Consider the following 17,131-nt stretch of genomic DNA (forward strand, 5'->3'; position numbering starts at 1 on the left):
CACTTCCCACATCCATGTGGGGCGTCCAGGGGCTCGGATCGCGGGTCCCCCGCTCTACGGTCTTGAAACGGTATTCCCCGTCGCAGACCTCAGTGCCATCTTTATCCTATATTTAAAAAGGTACCCAACAATGGCTTGGTTGATTCAACTCGTAGACGATGTCGCCGTTCACAAGTTTGAACTTGTGGGTGGTGAATTGACGCTGGGGCGTCACCCCGAGTGTGACGTGCTGATTGACGATAGCGCGGTCAGCGGTCGTCACGCCCGCATGAGCGTGAAGCCCAATCCGGATTTCCCGCAGTTTCGGGAATACTATCTGGAGGATCTGGGGAGCACCAACGGCACTTTTGTGAACGATCAGCGAGTGGCGCAGCGGTTGCGACTCCACCATAACGACAAGATCCGACTGGCCTGGAATCAGTTCAAGTTCGTGGATAACGACGAGCAGGACCTAGAGCGCACCCGACATATGGTATCGAGCTGATCAATCCACGAAGCACGCTCAGTAGGTCGGATTAGCGAAACGCGCGTAATCCGACTATCGCTACCTCAACACTGAGTATGAATGTGGCACTGAGGTCCCAGCCCGGGCCGGACCATATCTACAAAACGGAATCTGGATTTTACTGCTTGAATTGTATTATGATATTCAAAATACCAATGACTTCATAACAATGGCAAGCAGGAGAACATCATGTCGACATCATTCAAGCGCACTCTGGGCGCCACCCTGATTGGGCTCGCCGGTGCGGCGGGCGTTCAGGCGGACAACCCCATCATCACCGAACGCTTCAGCGCGGATCCGGCCGCCCTGGTCCACGACGGCAAGGTCTACCTGTATGTGGGTCACGACGAGGCCACAGTGGACGGGGATTTCTTTGTCCTCAAGGAGTGGAACATCTACTCCTCAACCGACCTGGAAAACTGGACCCTCGAGGGCGAGGTGCCGCGCACCATTTTCGAGTGGGCCGATGGCGATTCCGCCTGGGCTGCGCAGGCGGTTGAGCGCGACGGTAAGTTCTATTGGTACACCACGGTGCGTATGCCAGTGCCCGAAGAAGGCGATTGGCAGGGCGGCTATACCCTGGGGGTAGCGGTGTCCGACGATCCGGTCACCGGCTGGAAAGATGCCCTGGGCAAACCGCTGATTGACCCCAACGACACCGAGCCGGCTCCTCACATGATCGAACACAGCCACAGCTGGGACGACATCGACCCGAGCGTGTTCATTGATCACGACGGCCAGGCCTATCTGTACTGGGGTAACTCCCACCTCTACTACGCCAAACTCAAAGACAACATGATCGAGTTCGACGGCGAGGTCCACAAAGTCGAGTTCGACATGCCCGGCACCTTCACCGAAGCGCCTTGGGTGCACGAGAAAGATGGCAAATACTACCTGACCTACGCCATGAACTACCCCGAAGAGCTGGCCTACGCCATGAGCGACAGCCCGGAAGGCCCCTGGGAATACAAAGGCCTGCTGATGGACGTGCTCGAAGACAGCGGCACCAGCCACCAGGCGATCCTGGAGTACCAGGGTGAAGACTACTTCATCTACCACACCTCCGCGCTGCCTACCGGCGGCAATTTCCGCCGCTCCGTCTCCATGGAATTCCTGGAGTACAACGCCGACGGCACCATCAAGAAACTGACCCCCACCGCCTCGGGCATCACCCACGCGGCCCAGGCGCTGCAGAGCCATGCGGATACCGATGAATACGTGCGCTATGGCGATGGCGAAGAAACCACCCTGGCCGAACTGAACGCCGCCGATCACTGGCAGTACAAGTGGCATGTCGAACCCCTGGTAGAGCAGGGCGGCAACACCGTCTCCTTCCAGCCCGAAACCCGGATGGGCTACTACCTGGTGGCGCAAGACGGCGATGTCGCCATTGTTGAGCACGACGGTACCGACGAATTCGCTCGTGCGGCGACCTTTGAGCGGGTTGATGGTCTGGTGGGAGAGGGTGCGTCCTTCCGTTCGCTGGAGAATCGTGAACATTACCTGATGGTGAATGGCGGTGTGTTGACCTTGGGGCAGCCGGGCTCGGCGTCTGAGCGTAAAGCGGCGACGTTTGATGTAATTCCCACAGAGTAAGGTTTGTGATTTTTTGTGGATGACGGGGCTTCGCCCCTCCGAATCGTCGGACCGATCCACCCTACGCCTGTCTTTGAGGCATCACGTGTATTTGCGGCGGATGCGCGCTTCGCGCTTATCCGCCCTACGTAACCTACGCAAACTGGGGTGAATGTGGCACTGAGGGGCGTCGAGGGGTAAACCGATCTGAGACTCTCTGAGGCATGGATGCCGATGAGAAGCCCCCATGGATGGGTTTACGGCGGGTCTCAGATCGGTTTACCCCTCGACGACCCGGACCGCACAGTAACCACCAAATATCAGGAAGCCATCGTCAGAATGTAATGCCATTCTTTCGAGGTGACTGGCTGAATCGACAGGCGGCCCTGCTTTAACAGCACCATCTCACCCAACGGCTCCTGCTGCTTGATCGCCTTCAACGGCACCACCTCATCAAACGCCGAATCAAACTGAATATCCACACAAAACCAGCGCGGAGTCTCCCTCGTCGCCTTCGGATCAAAATAATCACTCGCCGAATCAAACTGCGCCGGGTCCGGATAGGCCGCCTTCACCACCTTGGCCGTGCCCGCCACACCCGGCACCTTGCACTGACTGTGATAAATCAACACACCGTCACCGACCGCCACCTCATCGCGCAGAAAATTGCGCGCCTGATAATTGCGAATCCCGTTCCAGCGGCCCACACCGTCCCGCTCCTTGCGCAAATCCTCAATACCGTACTCATCCGGTTCCGACTTAAACAACCAGTAATTTGCCATGCCGCTTACTACCTCTCTATAATGGCGGGTTTACGCCGTTCCGGCCTGCCGCGCCGGAGTCAAAACGCACGTGGCCTTTGGTAGGGGTCACCACTGACATCAAGGATACACCATGCCTGTCATTACACTGCCCGACGGTTCAAAACGCGAATTTTCCCAGCCGGTCACTTTGATGCAAGTGGCTGAAGATATCGGCCCCGGCCTGGCCAAGGCCACCGTGTGCGGCCGTATCAACGGCAAGCTGGTTGACGCCTGCGAGCTGATCGAGGACGACGCCGAGATTACCCTGATCACCGGCCGCGACCCGGAAGGGCTCGAAGTCATTCGGCACTCCTTCGCCCACCTGGTGGGTCACGCCGTCAAACAACTGATCCCGGAGGCCAAAATGGCCATCGGTCCGGTGATTGAAGACGGCTTCTATTACGACATCGACGCGCCGCACCCCATTACCACCGAGGAGATGGAGGCCATCGAGAAGCGCGTTCAGGAGCTGATCAAGAAAGATTACGACGTCATCAAAGAGATGACACCGATCGAGCGGGCCCGTGAAGTGTTCGCCGACCGGGGAGAAGATTTCAAAGTCGAGCTGGTCGATGACCTGATCGCCGCCGGTGAAAAGGCGGTCGGTCTGTATCACCACGAAGAATACGTCGACATGTGCCGCGGCCCTCACGTGCCTAACACCCGCGTGATGCGCTACTTCAAGCTGATGCGGGTGTCCGGTGCCTACTGGCGGGGCGACTCCAGCAACAAGCAGCTGCAGCGCATCTACGGTACCGCCTGGAACGACAAAAAGGCGCTCAAGGCCTATATCCAGCGCCTGGAAGAGGCGGAAAAGCGCGACCACCGCAAGCTGGCCAAAAAGCACAACCTGTTCCACACCCAGGAAGAGGCGCCGGGCATGGTGTTCTGGCACCCCAAGGGCTGGACCATCTACAAGACCCTGGAAAACTACATGCGCGACATGCAGCATCGCCATGACTACCAGGAAATCCGCACCCCGCAGGTGGTGGACATGACCCTGTGGCAGAAATCCGGCCACGCGGACAAGTTTGGGGATGGCATGTTCACCCTCAAGTCCGAAGATCGGGATTTCGCCGTCAAGCCCATGAACTGCCCCTGCCATGTGCAGGTGTTCAATCAGGGCCTGAAAAGCTACCGTGATCTGCCCTTGCGCCTGGCGGAATTCGGCTCCTGTCACCGCAATGAGCCCTCCGGCTCCCTGCACGGCATCATGCGGGTGCGCGGTTTTACCCAGGACGATGCCCACATTTTCTGCACCGAGAATCAGATTCAGCCGGAAGTGTCGGATTTTATCGACTTCCTGCACGAGGTTTATCGGGATTTCGGCTTTGACGAGATCATCTACCGCCTGTCCACCCGCCCGGAAGAGCGGGTTGGCAGTGACGAGAGCTGGGACAAGGCCGAGCAGGCTCTGGCCGAGGCCCTGAACGCGAAGGGGCTGGATTGGGAAGAGTTGCCGGGGGAGGGCGCCTTCTACGGACCCAAGATCGAATTCTCCCTGAAAGACTGCATTGGCCGGGTCTGGCAGCTGGGTACCATTCAGGTGGATTTCTCCATGCCGGGCCGTCTGGACGCCCAATATGTGGCCGAAGATGGCTCCCGTCAGGTGCCGGTCATGCTCCACCGGGCCATTTTGGGGTCTTTTGAGCGTTTTATCGGTATTCTGATCGAACATTACGAGGGAATTTTCCCCGCCTGGCTGGCGCCAGAGCAGGCGGTGGTGATGAATATTACCGACAATCAGGCCGAATATGCCCAAAAAGTGGAAAAAACCTTGCGAGATAAAGGGTTTAGGGTCATTTCGGACTTGAGAAACGAGAAGATCGGCTTTAAAATCCGCGAGCACACCCTTCAGCGGATTCCCTATTTGCTCGTGATCGGCGACAAGGAGATGGAATCCGGGGCTCTCGCCGTGCGCACGCGCGGGGGCGAAGACCTGGGGGTAATGAGCGTGGAAGACTTCGCCGAACGCCTGGCGGCCGATGTGGCCCAGCGCGGACGGAGTCAGTCCCAGTAACGGCAGGGCCCAGGCCCGCTCGTTGCAGACGGACGGGCCAGCTCAGATTTTCAACAAACAGGAGATAACAGCTATCAAACGACCAGCGCCTAAAGGCAAGTCCAAAAAAGCTCGGATTAACGATCAAATTGAAGCCAGTGAGGTGCGCCTGATCGGCCCCAATGGCGACCAAATCGGTGTTGTACCCTTGGCCGACGCGCTCGAGGCGGCACAATCCGCGGACCTGGATCTGGTGGAAATATCGCCCGATAGCGACCCCATCGTCTGTAAGGTGATGGATTACGGGAAGCACCTGTTTGAAATCAAGAAGACCAAGGCGGCTGCCAAGAAGAAGCAGAAGCAGCAGCAGATCAAAGAAATGAAATTCCGTCCAGGGACGGAGGAAGGGGACTACGAGGTCAAACTACGCAACCTCGTGCGTTTCCTGGAGAACGGGGACAAGGCCAAGGTAACCTTACGGTTCCGCGGCCGGGAAATGGCTCACCAGGAACTGGGGATGGATGTCATGCATCGCATCGAACAGGACCTGATTGAGCTGGGCACCGTCGAGCAGAAGCCGAAGATGGAAGGCCGGCAGCTCACCATGGTGATCGCCCCGAAAAAGAAGAAGTAGCTGGGCTTTTTAGCTGCCTGAGTTACTGTTTATTTACCTATGAATGCGGAGTTTTTATCCCATGGCAACAAAAGCTAAAGTACACAGTGGCGCCGCCAAGCGCTTCAAGAAGACCGCGGCTGGTTTTAAGCACAAGCACGCTTTCAAAAGCCACATCCTCACCAAAATGACCACCAAGCGCAAGCGTCAGCTGCGTGGCACCAGCATGCTGAATGCAGCTGATGTCCCGGCCGTCAAGCGCATGTTGCGTTCCAACTGATCGGTTGCAACCGGAAATTTTTTGAGGAGTAAATAATGGCTCGAGTAAAACGTGGTGTGGAAGCACGCCGTCGTCACAAGAAAGTTCTTAAGGCTGCAAAAGGTTATTATGGAGCCCGTTCACGGGTATTCCGCGTAGCCAAACAAGCGGTTATCAAGGCCGGTCAGTACGCTTATCGCGACCGTCGCAACAAGAAGCGTAACTTCCGTCAGCTGTGGATCGCGCGTATCAACGCCCAGTCCCGCGCTGAAGGTCTGACTTACAGCAAATTGATCGCCGGCTTGAAGAAAGCCAACATCGTTCTCGACCGTCGCGTACTGGCCGATCTGGCCGTTCACGACAAAGCGGCGTTTGCCGTCGTTGTTGCACAGGCTAAATCAGCTCTGGCTGCTTAATCGTCAACAACGTCTGACACGGTAACGTGTCTGAATGAGCGCGATAAGAGGGGGGACTGGTTTCAGTTCCCCTTTTTTATTGAATAAACCAAAGAATTTGGGTTTTGACTGATGGAAAATCTCAATGCGCTGACCGAAGCGGCGCTCAAGCAGGTACAAGACGCCGATGACCTGGCCAGCCTGGACAAGGTCCGGGTCGAGTATCTGGGCAAGAAAGGCAGTATCAGTGCCCAGATGAAAAGCCTGGGTAAGCTGTCCGCTGAAGAGCGGCCTGCGGCCGGGGCGAAAATCAACGAAGCCAAGAATCAGGTTCAGGACGCGCTGAACGAGCGCAAGGCGGCGTTGGAAAAAGCGGCCATCGATGCTCAGCTCGCCGCCGAGACCCTGGATGTGACCCTGCCGGGCCGCGCCAACCAGACCGGTGGCCTGCACCCGGTCACTCGCACGCTTGAGCGCATCGAAGCCATTTTTGCCGCGGTGGGTTACACCGTGGAAGAGGGCCCGGAAATCGAAGATGACTATCACAACTTCGAAGCCCTGAATATTCCGTCCCATCACCCCGCGCGGGCGATGCACGACACCTTTTACGTGGACGATACCCACGTGCTGCGCACCCATACTTCACCCGTGCAGGTGCGCACCATGGAAAACCAGAAGCCGCCCATTCGCATCATCTGCCCGGGACGGGTATACCGCTGTGACTCGGATCTGACCCATACCCCCATGTTCCATCAGATTGAAGGCCTGGTGGTGGACAAGGGCATCAGCTTTGCCGACCTGAAAGGCACAGTGGACGAATTCCTGAAGTCGTTTTTCGAGGCCGATGTGCCCGTGCGCTTTCGTCCGTCTTATTTCCCGTTTACCGAGCCCTCGGCAGAAGTGGACATCGGTTGTACCCATTGCGGCGGCAAGGGGTGTCGGGTGTGCAAGCAGTCCGGCTGGATTGAAATCATGGGCTGCGGCATGGTGCACCCCAACGTTCTCAGCGCCTCTGGCGTCGATCCCGAAGTCTACAGTGGCTTCGCCTTTGGGCTCGGGGTGGAGCGCATGGCGATGCTCCGCTACGGCGTGAACGATCTGCGCCTGTTCTTCGAAAACGACCTGCGTTTCCTGAAACAGTTTTAAGAGTCCGATTATGAAAGTAAGTGAATCCTGGTTGCGGGAGTGGGTAAACCCGGCCATCACCACCGATGAACTGGCCGCTCAGATCACCATGGCGGGCCTGGAAGTGGATGCTGTTGACCCGGTTGCGGGCGAATTCACCGGCGTGGTGGTTGGCGAAATCGTCTCGGTCGAACAGCACCCGGACGCGGACAAGTTGCGCGTGTGTAAAGTGGCGGGCGAGGGCGATGAACTCCGGCAGGTGGTGTGCGGTGCGCCCAACGCCCGTGAAGGCATCAAGGTGCCGTTCGCGACCGTCGGCGCCAAGCTCCCCGGCGACTTCAAAATCAAGAAAGCCAAGCTGCGCGGTGTAGAGTCCTTTGGCATGCTCTGCGCCCAGACCGAGCTGGAAGCCGGCGATGATGACGACGGCCTGTGGGAGCTGCCCGTCGATGCGCCCACCGGCACCGACCTGCGCGAGTATCTGGGCCTGAACGACCAGATCATCGAAGTCGATCTGACTCCGAACCGCAGCGACTGCCTGAGCATCAAGGGCATTGCCCGGGAAGTGGGCGTTCTCAATCGCCTGTCGGTCAATGAGCCCGAGATCGTTCCGGTCAAACCGGTCAACGACGAGACCCGGCCGGTGACCCTCAGCGCGCCGGAAGGCTGCAGCCGCTATGTCGGTCGCGTGGTCCGGAACATTGATATCAGTCGCCCCAGCCCCCTGTGGCTGCAGGAGAAGCTGCGCCGCGCCGGTCTGCGCAGCGTCGATGCGGTGGTGGATGTCACCAACTACGTGCTGCTGGAGCTGGGCCAGCCCATGCATGCGTTCGACCTCGCCAAGCTCAGCGGCGGTATCGACGTACGCCTGGCCGAGGCGGGTGAAAAACTTGTCCTGCTGGACGATCAGGAAGTGACCCTGACCGAGGGCACTCTGGTGATCGCCGACCAGGACAAACCCCTGGCCATGGCGGGCATCATGGGCGGTCGCGATAGCGCGGTCGGCCCCGAAACCCGGGACATTTTCCTGGAAAGCGCCTTTTTCAATCCTGTCGCCATCGCCGGTAAAGCCCGCAGCTATGGTCTGCATACCGATTCTTCCCACCGCTTTGAGCGCGGTGTGGACTACCAGCTGCAAGAACAGGCCATGGAACGTGCCACCGAGCTGCTGCTGAGTGTGGTGGGTGGTGAGCCCGGCCCGCTGGTCAAGGCCTGGGATGAGTACCACCTGCCGGGCGATCGCACCGTCAGTCTGCGTCGCGAGCGCGTGACCAGTGGTCTGGGTTTGGAATTGCCGGATGAAGACGTGGAAGCTATCCTGACCGGTCTGGGGCTGACCCTGACCGAACAGACCGATGCCGGCTGGACCTTTGCGGTGCCCAGCTACCGATTCGATCTGGCCATCGAGGCGGACTTGCTCGAAGAGCTGGCCCGAATTTACGGCTACAACCGCCTGCCGACCCGCAGTCTGGCCGCGGCCATGAGCGTTCCGGCCCGTCCGGAAGGGCGCCTGTCCCTGGAGCGTATTCGCCGGGAACTGGTGGCGCGGGATTATCAGGAGACGATCACCTACAGCTTCATTGAGCCCAAACTGTCCCGGCAGTTTGCGCCGGATATCGAGCCCGTCGCCCTACGCAATCCCATCAGCGCTGATATGGCGGTCATGCGCCCGACCCTGTTGCCCGGGTTGGTGTCCACTCTTCAGCACAACCTGAACCGCCAGCAGGAGCGTGTGCGACTGTTTGAGAGCGGGCAGCGGTTTGTCCCCGGTGCAGACGGTAAGCTGCGTCAGGAGCCCATGCTGGCCGGCCTGATCTATGGCAGTCGTCAGCCCGAGGGCTGGGCCAACGCCAAAGAGCCCGTGGACTTCTACGACCTCAAAGGTGACCTGGAAGCAGTGCTGGCACTCACTGGTGCCGGTGACGAGTTCCGCATGGCGCCCGGTGCCCACCCGGCCCTGCACCCGGGCCAGTCCGCCGCCATTTACCGGGGCGAGACCCAGGTGGGCGTGATCGGTACCCTGCATCCGCAGCTCCAGCGTGGTCTGGACATCCCTGGAGCGGTATTTGTGTTCGAGCTGGCCCTGTCGGCGCTCAAGTCCGCCCGCAAGCCGGCCTTTGAGCCGCTGTCCCGCTTCCCCAGTGTCCGTCGGGACCTGGCGCTGCTGGTCGACCGGGGCGTGGCGGCCCAAAGCCTGTTCGATTGCGTCAAAAGCCACGCCGGTGAGCAACTGCGAGACTTAAAGGTCTTTGACGTGTATGTGGGCAAAGGTATTGATCCGCATAGAAAAAGTGTCGCTCTGGGCTTGACCTTTCAGGACGCTTCGCGCACTCTTAACGAGGAAGAGATCAACGCCTCGGTCGAGCGGGTAGTGGAACGCTTGAAAGAGGAGTTTGGTGCCACCCTCAGATAGGGATAAGAACTATGTCGGGCGGGGCTCTCACAAAAGCCGATCTAGCCGAAAAACTCTACGACGAGCTTGGCCTCAACAAGCGTGAGGCCAAAGAGCTCGTGGAGCTGTTTTTTGAGGAAATCCGGCGGTCACTGGAAAGCAACGAACAGGTAAAACTGTCCGGATTTGGTAACTTTGACCTGCGAGATAAAAGCCAGCGCCCGGGGCGCAACCCGAAAACCGGGGAAGAAATCCCCATCAGCGCCCGCCGGGTGGTCACCTTCAGACCAGGACAAAAACTCAAGGCCAAAGTAGAAGCCTATGCTGGAACCAAGCCATAACGACGAATTGCCGGTCATTCCGGGCAAGCGCTACTTCACCATTGGTGAGGTCAGCGAGCTTTGCGCCGTGAAACCCCATGTACTGCGCTACTGGGAGCAGGAATTCCCCCAGCTCAAGCCGGTCAAGCGTCGGGGTAACCGCCGGTACTATCAGCGCCAGGATGTGCTCACCATCCGCCAGATTCGGGCCCTGCTGTACGATCAGGGCTTCACCATCGGCGGCGCCCGCCAGCAGATGGAAGGGGAGACGGCCCAGCAGGACGCCAGCCAGTTCAGCCAACTCGTCGGCCAGATGATCGCCGAGCTGGAAGAAGTCCTGGAAGTGCTGAAAACCCGCTAAATCAGGCACTTGCAAAATCACGATTTTGCGGTATCATGCCCATCCCTGTGACGGACAGCCCCAACGGCACCGCTCACAGCCAGCCAAAATCGGAGCGTAGCGCAGTTTGGTAGCGCACCACACTGGGGGTGTGGGGGTCGCAGGTTCAAATCCTGCCGTTCCGACCAAATACCATCGTTTAAGCCCTTGATTCCCAAAAGGAATCAGGGGCTTTTTCGTTTCTGGTCTTCTTTGTGCTGTCGCGCTTTTCCCGTAGGGCGGATAAGCGCACAGCGCGCATCCGCCGCAACCAATCGATGTTCCTAAACAGCACTATCTGATTTTGTGACAAAAGTCCGGCTACTCGGCTAAAAACCGGTATTAAACTCGTTATAATTGCGTGACGAGGAAACCGATTATGGGATGATCTGGTTTTCTGTAGTGAATTTTAAGAGACCACGGAAACAGGAGGTGTAAGGTGTCTTACGCGAGTCAGTTTAACAGGGTAAATCTCTCCTCTTTACAGCGTAGCGTCGGAAATGGCGGCGCTAACCTTCCTCTTGATGTGCTTCTTATCCAGCGTTTGCTGAATGGCACAAAGCACTTGTATCAGGGTAAAGAACCATTGCTGCCGGATGGGATCTATGGTCCCGCCACAGGGCGTCAAATATCCCTTTATCAAAAATCTGTGGTGGGTATGGTAAATCCCGATACGCTCATAAATATCAATCGAGCTACCCATCGAAGCCTGGGACGTCGTTGAAATCGGACTACTTACTCAATCAACTGATTCATTCGCAGTTGAATCATCAATGGCAATGATCATGCTGAAGAAATCGCGCGGGATGCCAGGGATTTTGAGGACCTGCTCTTTGCTTCCTCTGCACAGAAACTGTTCCGATTGATGCCCAACAACAGGTTTGCACACTATGCGTAGTCTTGGACTCCTCGGTCTTTTTTGGTTGGCTCTGTCTGTTCCGGCTTGCGCCGACACCAGCGAGGCTTCGGCCGAAGCCGAAAGTGATCCCGATACTGTCGATGCGAAGAAACAGCAGGAGGGTAACAGGAAGGACCTCGTGCAGCCGCTGCCAGAGGGGTGGGAATCTTACACCCATAGCGATTGGCTGAAATCTTTAGACATTACCGATTGCAAGACCGAGAATCAGGGCAGTGAGCCCCGTCGAAAGCATTGGATTACTCTTGAGGAGCGCTTGAGGTTACTAAGCCTGACCTGTGAGTTCGGCGCCTATCAGGATGCGTTTCACCTGTTCGTCGTTGATGTTCAAGCCGCAACGTTTAAGAAACTGATCCTGCAGCCACCTGAAGGTTCGGAGGCCACAGAATCCGGCGATCTTGCCAGAGGCGTCGTGTATATGAGTGAGCAAGGTGACAAAGTCGAGTTTGTCCATTTGTCCGCCGCCACAGGTGCTTGTGGATGGCGAGCCATTTATTCAATAAAGAACATAAAGCGGGGTGGCTTGGTCACTCCCGATACTGCGTTTGGTGACGACGATTGCTACAACGGTGTAACCGTTGAAGGTTGGTCGGAAATTCACTGATAACAAGGGTCGAGGTTGGTCGGTGAGAAATGGGTTGCTTCCAACCGCAAGCTAGCCTCGACCACTTTTCCTCAAGCGACGGTCCACCCAGGCGTGATAGCTGCGGGATAATAACCCGCGAATGCCGGGAAGGCCGATCAGCCACGCTACGGGTCGCAACAGACGGGTTTTTCGCATCAGCAGGATGTAGGCATCCAGCTCCCGGTGTATCTGCCCCTCGCCATCTTGCACATGCAGTTCGCGCAGGGCCCTGTCGGGGTCTATTCCACGCTGTTTCAGTTCGTCATCGCGGCCGGTTATATCGACCCATTGGACGGCTTCGCCGGCGCTACCCGCCAGGCGCTCATAGCGCTGGCGGTCGGCCACGCAGCGGGGGCAGGCGCCGTCGTAGTAAACAATAAGGTGGTCGTCGTGGTTGCTCATGGTAAGAACCTGTCTGTGGCTGAGCGTGGGTGACGATTTGTATGATGTATACCGTATAATGACGGTACCATAAACGACCTATGTCTAACACAGAGAGTGGAGCGACGGATGAAAAAAATAATGACGATTGGATGGGCGATGCTGGTTCCGGTGTTGCTGGCGGCAGGCTGTACCACCACGGAGACCTCAAAGGGCTTCGAGTACCCTTCGGACATTGCTCGGGTGGGCGCTGATCCGGCCAAGGCGGCAGAGATTGATGCGCTGCTGAAATCCTTTGTGGAGGAGAAGAAAACCAACAGTGTGGCGGCGTTCGTCGCCCGGGACGGGAAGGTACTGTATTCCGAGGCCTTTGGCTGGAGGGACATGGAGGCGGGCGTGCCGGCCAGTGTGGATGACTACTACGCGCTTTTCTCCCAGACCAAGGCGGTGACGACCGTCGCGTTTATGACGCTGGTGGAGAAGGGACTGGTGGATATCCATGATCCTGTCTCTAAGTATTTTCCGGGTATTCCGGATCAGGTCATTACCGAGCTTCACGACGACGGTCGCTATGAGACACGCCCGGTTGAGACGCCGATGACTTTTGTGCATCTGATGGCGCATACGGCGGGTTTCGATGCCCATCTGGCGGGGGAGCTCCGTAAGCAGCACAGTGGGGAGCCCATGGGGTTTCTCGGTTTTGGCGGAAAGGAGCCTGATTTCGTACCCATCGGTCAGCATACCTCCGGTGGGGATTTCAGCGCAGAGTATCTGGAAGAGGAAATGCTCGCATTGGCGGAGTACCCGTTGGGCTTTGATCCCGGCGCGGAGTGGCACTATCACCTGAGCACCAACATGCTGGGTTACCTGATTGAGCGGATTTCCGGGCAGCCGCTGCGTGACTACGTGAAGGAAAACGTGCTGGACCCATTGGGTATGGACGATACCGACTGGTTTCATGCACCGGAAGATTTTGATCGCTTCGTCAAACCTTACCGTGCAATCGACGGTGAGTTGGTGCCGGGTACGGAGTTGTATATCAAGGGTGCTGTCACCGAACAGCAGACCTATGCGGAGGGCGCCATTGGCCTGAATGGCCCGATCGAGGATTACGCCAAGTTCTGCCAGATGCTGTTGAACAAGGGCGAGTTTAACGGCCAGCGGATTCTTGAGCCGGAAACCGTGGAGCTGATGACCACGGTAAATCGCCTGCCGCTGGCGAGCCGACCGTTTGAGTTTGGCTTGGGTTTTGAGCTGTATAACGATGAAAAGGAGCCGGTACCGGCGGTATCCGACTCCGCTTACGCCTGGGGCGGACTTTTGGGTACGGCCTATATTATCGACCCGGAAAAGAACATGATCGCGCTCTTTTACCGAAATATGTATGAGCGCGAGGAGCTGTACCCGCAGTTCCTGGAAAAGGCCTATGAGCTAATCGAGTAGGTCGGATTAGCGAAGCGTAATCCGACATCCCGGTAGAACAGGTTCCGTGTGTGTCGGAGGCGGGGCAGCGATTGTCGGATTACGCGCTGGGCGCTAATCCGACCTACGGGCTCTGCGGGCCATCATGGTGTTTCGACCACCCGGACGGTTTCTGTGGCCGAGCGGCCGAAAGTTTCCGGTTGGTACATCTCTTCGGCTTTGGCCGGTGGTACCACGAACTCACCGGGCGTGGTGGCCAGCGCGGTGTATTCGTAGTGATACACGCCGGGTTCCAGTTGGGTGCTGAAGGCTTCGGCGCGGTCGTCGCGCAGTTGCTGGTGGTTGTACCAGTGCCCGGGTCGGATTCGGCTGCCCATGATTCCTCGTTCGTTCTCCCGGATCGGCGCACTGGTTTCCAGGGCGGGATTGAGTGCTTCGAAGCCCGCCGGCAGGCGGTCGGTAAGGGCGACGTGGTGGCGCCGGGCGGGAACTGTGAGGGTGAGCGTCACACGCACGGCGGCGCCGGCTTTGATGTGCCAGGTGCCGTCGTCGGCCTGTGTGACATCGTCAGGATCATTGACGGCTTCATAATGGCGCGCCACCTGAAACCCGTGTCGGGCGGCATCCAGTTGTAAATCCGCCGGGGTGTATTCCATTCCGATTCGGTAGTAGAGACGACCTTGTCCCTCGTGTTGTAGTGCCAGAGTGGTTGTGGGTTCGCCGCTTTGCAGTTCACTCATTGAAACCCCGGTGCGGGTGGGCTTGCCGCCCCGGCCCTGAAAGGATTGCTCACCGAGGTAGCGGTCACCCAGCCAGGCCCGAGCGGTCAGGTCGGGCACTTCGGCTTCCCGGGCCTGGAAGTAGTGTTTCAGGGCGAGCAGGACGAAGACGTTTTCCTGAGTGTTGCCCCAGTGGCCATTGCGGCGGTGGTTGACCAACCCGCGCGCGAGTTTTTCGATCAGGTCACTGTCCGGGCGGGCGCTTAGCAGTGCGTCCAGAACCACCGCGTCGGTGCGTCGACTGCCGTGCAGCACCCAGTGCCCGCCACCGGCATAGTCTTCCACAAAAGAGGCGGTGGCCGCAGTTTCTCGCAATTGATTGGTCAGGCGGCGCAGGATGTTTTCGTGCAGCGGCTCCGCACTCGGCTCGTTGGCCGTGGCGCTCAATAACCAGCCCATGGCTTCAAGGCTCAGCTCGCTCTCCGTCTGCCGGAAATGATCGATGGCAGCGGAGGCAACTGAGTCACCCGCCAGGGCCTGCACATAGATGCTGTAGGCAAGCACGCTATTGCCGGGTTTTTCCGCCATGGATTTGGGGAGTTGCTGGGCGACGGAGCGGGTATAGCTCAGCGCCGACTCCAGAACCCTGGCCGGAACCTCGTAGCCCGCCTCACGGGCTCGCAACAGGGCGTGTGTGACGTGGACTGAGAGATACGCCTGAGACGTCTCATTGCGCATCCAGAAGCCCCAGCCGCCATCGCGATTCTGCAGCTCTTCCAATCGGCCCAGAAGGTCGCCAACACTTTGTTGTATGGCCGCCTCATCCGGTAAGCCTTCCGCATTGAATGTGCCCAGTAATTCATTCAGGCTGGCAATGGCCATCAGGCGTGAGGCCAGTTGTTCGGCACAGCCGTAGGGGTAGTCGTACAGGTACAGGAAGGCGTCCTGCAGGGATTGGAACTGGGTGCTGCTGGTAGTCAGGCTCAGGCCGCCAAAATCCGGATAGACGTTATCGGGGACGTCGATCTGTAGAAATTTATTGCCCTCGGTCAGGCTGCCGTATTGTGCAAAGGCTTCGTCGGTGGCGGGGCGTTGAACGGGAACGGCGACTTCGGCCGCATCCAGTCGCTCGCCGGAGCGGACGATCACCTGCACGCGGGCTTCACCCACCTGAATCGGTTCAGCACTGAAGCGGACCTCGCGCCGGTCGTTGGCGGGAATGGTCAGCCGTCGTCCGGGGGCGCCGCTCAGTGTCAGGTTGCTGGCCCGCAGCGCGAGCTCAACGGTCATGGCCTGGTCGGTGGTGTTCTGTACCACGACGGGCAATTCGGCCCGGTCGCCCAGGTTCAGAAAGCGCGGCAGGGAAGGGCGGACCATCAGGGGCAAGCCAACGTCTATCTGGGCACCCCCTGCACCGAACTGCTGCTCGGTGTGGGCCACCGCCATTATGCGATAGCGGGTGAGGTTGTCCGGTAGCGTGAAGGAGACATTTGCCTCGCCTTTTGAATCCAGGGTAACCGTGGATTCAAAGGTGGCCAGGGCACTGAAGTTCTGGCGCAGTGTGACGGTCGGGTTTGCGCTTTCGCCGGGGCCGCGATCTACGGCCATCGACATTTCTATGGCGCGTACTCCCGAAACCATGACTTCTTCGACTAGACCGTCGTTCGCGTCTTTTGGGACTAGCGGTATCTCCGCTCGCGACCGGTATTCAAAAACACCGTTAATGGCTGCGCTATACATTTCAGTTAGTGGGTCGGGCAGGGTGTAGCCCGCCATATCCAATACCGCCTGATCAACCGCATAGAACGTCACTTCTGCGTCCGCCGCGGGCGCGCCCTGCGGGCCGGTTACCCGGGTGGACACCTCAATCGGGTCGCCGGGTTTAAAGGCTTCCGCACTCGGGGTGACCTCGACGCTCAGTTGACGGTGAGTGTTTCTGACCGGCAGTGTCAATTCTCCGACCGCTATCTGGGGCAATGATTGGCCCTCGGCAGGTGTTCCGCCAATCGCTTCGGCGGTGACCACCAACTGGGGCAGGTAGTTGTCTTTGATGGGTACTTCCAGCGTATGGGTACCGTCCTCCAGGTAGTGATAGTCCACCTCGACCAGCCCCTGGCGCTGCACGGTCACCAGTGTGTGCGCCTCGGTGAAGGGTGTCTGTATTTGAACGTTGGCGGTATCACCCGGGGCGTATTCATCCTGATCGGGGATCAGTTGGACGCGCGGTTGCTCCTCATAGGTGGGCCCGATGTCGTTTATGGGGCCGGCGACCCAAAGGTGAATCTGTGAGCGGCTTTGACGGCCTTCGGTGTCCGTCACCGTGGCGGAAATCCGATACTGCCCGCTGTCGGCGGGGCTGAATTCACAGGTCTGTTTTTTATCTGACGGCGTGCAGTTGACGGTGTCCTGTGTCTGCCAGTTGCCGTCTTCCCAGGCCAGGCGTTCCACCTCGATGTCGGGCGCATCCGTGGTCACGGCGTTGCCGTCGATATCGACCGTCACCCACTGAACGATGATGGTGTCTTCGGTATGCGCGAAGCGCTTTTCGGTACGCAGCCCAACGTAGAGATTGCCCGGGTGCAAAACTAAAGTGTCGTTGGTGCTCCACTGTTGCCGATTGACGTCGGTAACGGTCGTGGTCACATCCAGTGTATGGGGAAACAACAGATCGGAAAAATCCAATGCCTTGTTGGGGGCAATGCT

General features: G+C 58.3%; 16 protein-coding genes and 1 tRNA gene. 14 read left to right on the forward strand and 3 right to left on the reverse strand.

The window, feature by feature from the left end; translation table 11 throughout:
* Nucleotides 1–130 precede the first annotated feature (130 nt).
* Both B3187_RS14585 and B3187_RS14590 read left to right on the forward strand, forming a co-directional pair.
* On the forward strand, nt 131–484 hold the full coding sequence (locus B3187_RS14585; RefSeq protein WP_024459878.1) for an FHA domain-containing protein: 354 nt from the start codon (nt 131–133) through the stop codon (nt 482–484).
* A 210-nt stretch (nt 485–694) separates the two neighbouring features.
* Nucleotides 695–2,101, forward strand: coding sequence for a family 43 glycosylhydrolase (locus B3187_RS14590; protein WP_286807204.1), 1,407 nt, complete (start codon nt 695–697; stop codon nt 2,099–2,101).
* Nucleotides 2,102–2,400: 299 nt separating this feature from the next.
* On the opposite strand, the gene B3187_RS14595 is transcribed toward B3187_RS14590, so the two are convergent.
* The gene (locus B3187_RS14595; protein WP_286807205.1) at nt 2,401–2,862 is read right to left on the reverse strand and encodes an EVE domain-containing protein; all 462 of its coding nucleotides are present in this window, start codon (nt 2,860–2,862) and stop codon (nt 2,401–2,403) included.
* Nucleotides 2,863–2,974: 112 nt separating this feature from the next.
* On the opposite strand from B3187_RS14595, the gene thrS reads away from it, so the two are divergent.
* The 11 genes from thrS to B3187_RS14650 all read left to right on the forward strand — a co-directional run bounded on the left by thrS (nt 2,975) and on the right by B3187_RS14650 (nt 11,885).
* Complete coding sequence (thrS, locus tag B3187_RS14600; RefSeq protein ID WP_286807206.1) at nt 2,975–4,903, forward strand: threonine--tRNA ligase; 1,929 nt, start codon at nt 2,975–2,977, stop codon at nt 4,901–4,903.
* Between the two features lie 64 nt (nt 4,904–4,967).
* Nucleotides 4,968–5,516 (forward strand): translation initiation factor IF-3, encoded by a 549-nt coding sequence (infC, locus tag B3187_RS14605; protein ID WP_036160067.1) that lies wholly within the window; start codon nt 4,968–4,970, stop codon nt 5,514–5,516.
* A 61-nt stretch (nt 5,517–5,577) separates the two neighbouring features.
* Nucleotides 5,578–5,775, forward strand: coding sequence for a 50S ribosomal protein L35 (gene rpmI, locus B3187_RS14610; protein ID WP_024459883.1), 198 nt, complete (start codon nt 5,578–5,580; stop codon nt 5,773–5,775).
* Nucleotides 5,776–5,810: 35 nt separating this feature from the next.
* A complete protein-coding gene (gene rplT, locus B3187_RS14615; protein ID WP_024459884.1) occupies nt 5,811–6,170 on the forward strand; it encodes a 50S ribosomal protein L20 in 360 nt (119 codons plus the stop codon).
* 111 nt (nt 6,171–6,281) lie between these two features.
* Entirely contained in the window at nt 6,282–7,295 is a 1,014-nt protein-coding gene (gene pheS / locus B3187_RS14620; protein WP_024459885.1) for a phenylalanine--tRNA ligase subunit alpha, read from the forward strand.
* A gap of 10 nt (nt 7,296–7,305) precedes the next feature.
* Nucleotides 7,306–9,687 (forward strand): phenylalanine--tRNA ligase subunit beta, encoded by a 2,382-nt coding sequence (gene pheT, locus B3187_RS14625; RefSeq protein WP_286807209.1) that lies wholly within the window; start codon nt 7,306–7,308, stop codon nt 9,685–9,687.
* Nucleotides 9,688–9,698: 11 nt separating this feature from the next.
* Complete coding sequence (ihfA, locus tag B3187_RS14630) at nt 9,699–10,007, forward strand: integration host factor subunit alpha (protein WP_024459887.1); 309 nt, start codon at nt 9,699–9,701, stop codon at nt 10,005–10,007.
* Nucleotides 9,988–10,347 carry a MerR family transcriptional regulator gene (locus B3187_RS14635; RefSeq protein ID WP_024459888.1) on the forward strand — a complete coding sequence of 120 codons (360 nt, stop codon included), beginning with the start codon at nt 9,988–9,990 and terminating at the stop codon, nt 10,345–10,347. Before ihfA ends, B3187_RS14635 begins: the two co-directional genes overlap by 20 nt.
* Nucleotides 10,348–10,437: 90 nt before the next feature.
* A tRNA-Pro gene (locus B3187_RS14640) sits at nt 10,438–10,514 on the forward strand.
* Between the two features lie 290 nt (nt 10,515–10,804).
* Nucleotides 10,805–11,089 (forward strand): peptidoglycan-binding domain-containing protein, encoded by a 285-nt coding sequence (locus tag B3187_RS14645; protein ID WP_286807210.1) that lies wholly within the window; start codon nt 10,805–10,807, stop codon nt 11,087–11,089.
* 166 nt (nt 11,090–11,255) lie between these two features.
* Nucleotides 11,256–11,885 carry a hypothetical protein gene (locus tag B3187_RS14650; protein WP_286807212.1) on the forward strand — a complete coding sequence of 210 codons (630 nt, stop codon included), beginning with the start codon at nt 11,256–11,258 and terminating at the stop codon, nt 11,883–11,885.
* A gap of 51 nt (nt 11,886–11,936) precedes the next feature.
* Here B3187_RS14650 and B3187_RS14655 read toward each other — a convergent pair whose 3' ends face one another.
* Complete coding sequence (locus tag B3187_RS14655) at nt 11,937–12,308, reverse strand: thiol-disulfide oxidoreductase DCC family protein (protein ID WP_286807213.1); 372 nt, start codon at nt 12,306–12,308, stop codon at nt 11,937–11,939.
* A gap of 120 nt (nt 12,309–12,428) precedes the next feature.
* Between B3187_RS14655 and B3187_RS14660 the strand changes: the two genes are divergently transcribed.
* Nucleotides 12,429–13,730, forward strand: coding sequence for a serine hydrolase domain-containing protein (locus B3187_RS14660; RefSeq protein WP_286807214.1), 1,302 nt, complete (start codon nt 12,429–12,431; stop codon nt 13,728–13,730).
* A gap of 122 nt (nt 13,731–13,852) precedes the next feature.
* On the opposite strand, the gene B3187_RS14665 is transcribed toward B3187_RS14660, so the two are convergent.
* Nucleotides 13,853–17,131, reverse strand: a 3,279-nt coding sequence (locus B3187_RS14665; protein ID WP_286807215.1) for an alpha-2-macroglobulin family protein, incomplete at its 5' end; no start/stop codon positions are given.

It is taken from the genome of Marinimicrobium sp. UBA4209 (assembly GCF_002381585.1).
Lineage (GTDB): Bacteria > Pseudomonadota > Gammaproteobacteria > Pseudomonadales > Cellvibrionaceae > Marinimicrobium > Marinimicrobium koreense.